The 2,747-nt window shown below is 46.5% G+C and carries 2 protein-coding genes; both read right to left on the minus strand.

Annotated features, from left to right (window positions below; translation table 11 throughout):
* The coding region (locus A11A3_RS17015) for a sacsin N-terminal ATP-binding-like domain-containing protein (protein WP_008930571.1) at positions 1–1,496 on the minus strand (1,496 nt) is incomplete at its 3' end.
* A gap of 186 nt (positions 1,497–1,682) precedes the next feature.
* Positions 1,683–2,747: hypothetical protein (locus tag A11A3_RS17905; RefSeq protein WP_008930572.1), on the minus strand; the 1,065-nt coding region annotated here is incomplete at its 5' end.

The following is a 2,747-nucleotide window of genomic DNA, read 5'->3' on the forward strand; positions in this document are numbered from 1 at the left end:
AAGTGTCTAGAGAACTGGTGGCGATTCACTGCCGCATCTGAAAGAAGGTCATTAATGATCTCCCAGAAAGGATGATAAAAATGCTGCAGTCTTTCTGGTGCAACTTTCGTAGTTCCTGCTTCTTGTTGCGAAAAGGCCGATTCCATCAACACCACAAGGCGTTCGAGTGTGAGTATTGGGGCGCCCAGCTGGTTCATCGTTGTCTGATATGGACGCAGCTCCTCTGCAGCCAGTCTGCCTCCAATTTCGAGCAGAGCATTGGCCTGATTTTCATTCAGCAAGGTGCGCGGAATAAATACATTCTCGGGTCGCTGAAAACTGCCATCTTGCGCTTCAGCAATTTTTGCTTGTGTGGCCGAAGCCTTCAGGCGATCCCAGAATCGACTAAAGCAAATAGGGTGCTCTGTTGGCTTCGATATCTCGTATGCTCTATTAAGCAGACTCCATAACTGGACAGGGCCGAGTATTTGCAACAGGTTGTCTAGATCTCGACTCAGCTCCGTAGCGGCAGCTTCAATGAGCATCTCATTCCACGCTTGCTCGTGCTGGTGTCCAGCAAAGATCACCGCTTTTCGATCAGACTCTGGGAAGAAATCTGCGTTGATGTGCAAGGGAAGCCCAGTTGCCTGTTCGGTCGGAAGGAATGCGTACAACAAGCCATCGGTAATCGGTTCCGGATCAACTCGAAGGCCGATGCTGATCTCGGTGCTTCTATGGAGCGACTCCAAACGAGGGTGAGTTGCATAAAGCGGTTGGGCCGCTTCTTCAGCGTTCGCCCTAAGAATGCGCCACTGCTCAACGGTACCGCTGGGTCTAAAGCTAATAATAAGGTCTGTTTCTTCGCTTCTGTCCAAATCGCACGCCATAAGGAGCTTTCCGTTACGTCGCACTTCGGCCTTTCGAATGTGGCGAAGGAATAGCAGGCTTTTGCGCAGAACCTCTTGGAAATCGTCGGTAAGCTGATCAATGTGGTCTGAACTAATATGGGATATTCCTAGCGCGAGTCGCCCCTCGCTTTCTGGATCACTTGCCCATGGGAGAAAGAATGAGGTGCCTGCAGGCTCTTCAAATTCTTCAATCGACCATTTTCCATGCTCTGGGTAAAGCGCTAACTTGATACCAGCTGAACGGATCTCGGGGTGGTCTGTCACCTGGTAGGTGGACACGAAGCCAATGCCAAATCGACCAATGTTCTCGCTGCGTGATAGCTTCCCGCCACTGCCTACATCCGTAATGCGGTGGTAGTCACATTTGTAGTTGCCATCAGTTGTGAAAGAGCAGAACCTTTCTAGGTCGCCACAGTACGTAAACTGGCCGCTGTTACGAACATAAAGTCCGGCATCAGTAATATCAAATATGACTTCCTCTGCTTTGGCGTCATCTGCGTTCTGGATAAGCTCCAGTGCCATTACATCGTAGCCCTGTAATCCTGCCAGATGGCTCTGGATATTGCCGATCAGATTGGCGGTATAGGAGCCTGTCTTTTGATTATTCATTCCTTGATTCATCCTGCATCCAGTTTCTTGTGCTGACCCCGGTCGCTCGCCCGTAGTTAGTCGTTATAGTAGGTCAAGGCTCAGTAATCGTTAGAAGGTATTGGTTGAGCTGTCATGCTGTCTGTATCCCGTTTCAAGGGTCCGCCGCGCTTTAGTGTTTAGCTGTAAAGGTGGAATGGCTTATTTTTAACATTCATCTTCTTCATCAAGTATCCTTCCTTCTTCTTTTTGTCTATCTATTTCAGCATTAGCATGCTCAAAAAGTGCACTGTATAGCTTGTACGATGGGTGAAATCTTGGTAATTTAGATAGGATGCGTTCCGAATTTTTTGCTAAGTTAATATCCTGTTGGAATGGTTCGCCAGGGACTCCTGATCTCATTCCAGATATTCCAATGAAGTACATGGTGCTGCTCAAGTCTTTAAGGGCGTCCTCTCCATATGACTGTGCATAACCAAGAGCCCATATAACAAATTCTTTCTGGTTGAACACGAAATCATTTTGCGCTTCACGGATAGCAAGCTTGAGAACATGTAGTCGATCTTGCTCTCCTTGCTCTACCCATTTTCTTAGAGCATTAGTGATGTTTTCATCAAAGGGGTGGCAGAGGGCTTCAACTAGTTCTCCAAACCTATAATCGAACGCGTAATCATTTATAAACCCCAAAGACCAGTCCAAAAGTTGGTCCAGAATTTGTGGGCCATCTTGAAGAGATAGTAGGTTAAAATCGCTTGATCTGTAGGGGCCATGTGGTACAGGGCGTGTCTGCCAGTCTTCGTTTTTAACTGCAAATTCAATTCTGGAAGTGAATAATGAGATAACTTTGCGTGGATATATCTTTATAACCTTGGCAAGAAATTCTTGTACCCAATGATCTTCAATGGTTGGAATGGGGCCAAGAATTGAGAGTAGGTGATCTATAAATTCTTCGCTTATCGAGTTGATTGGAAATAGATCATCATTCGCGGCAATAAGAAATAATTCATGTAAATGTTGATGGGCTTGTGACCCTTCGACTTGCATCAAAAGGCTCATTCCGAGAGCTCTGTTGGTTTTTACAATTCCCCGTATTATGTTTGATTTGGAATAGGAGAATCCCAATGACTCGCGAGAGAATAGCTCTCTAATGATGGCGATATCTTCTTCTGAATGCTCATTGTGGGGGGCGTGTCTGGCATAAGCATCCTCAATAGCGGATAGTTTTTTATCGTCCTCAAGGGCTGTAGTGGTCAAGTGTTTTAGGCCACCGTC

Source organism: Alcanivorax hongdengensis A-11-3, from assembly GCF_000300995.1.
Classification (GTDB): domain Bacteria; phylum Pseudomonadota; class Gammaproteobacteria; order Pseudomonadales; family Alcanivoracaceae; genus Alcanivorax; species Alcanivorax hongdengensis.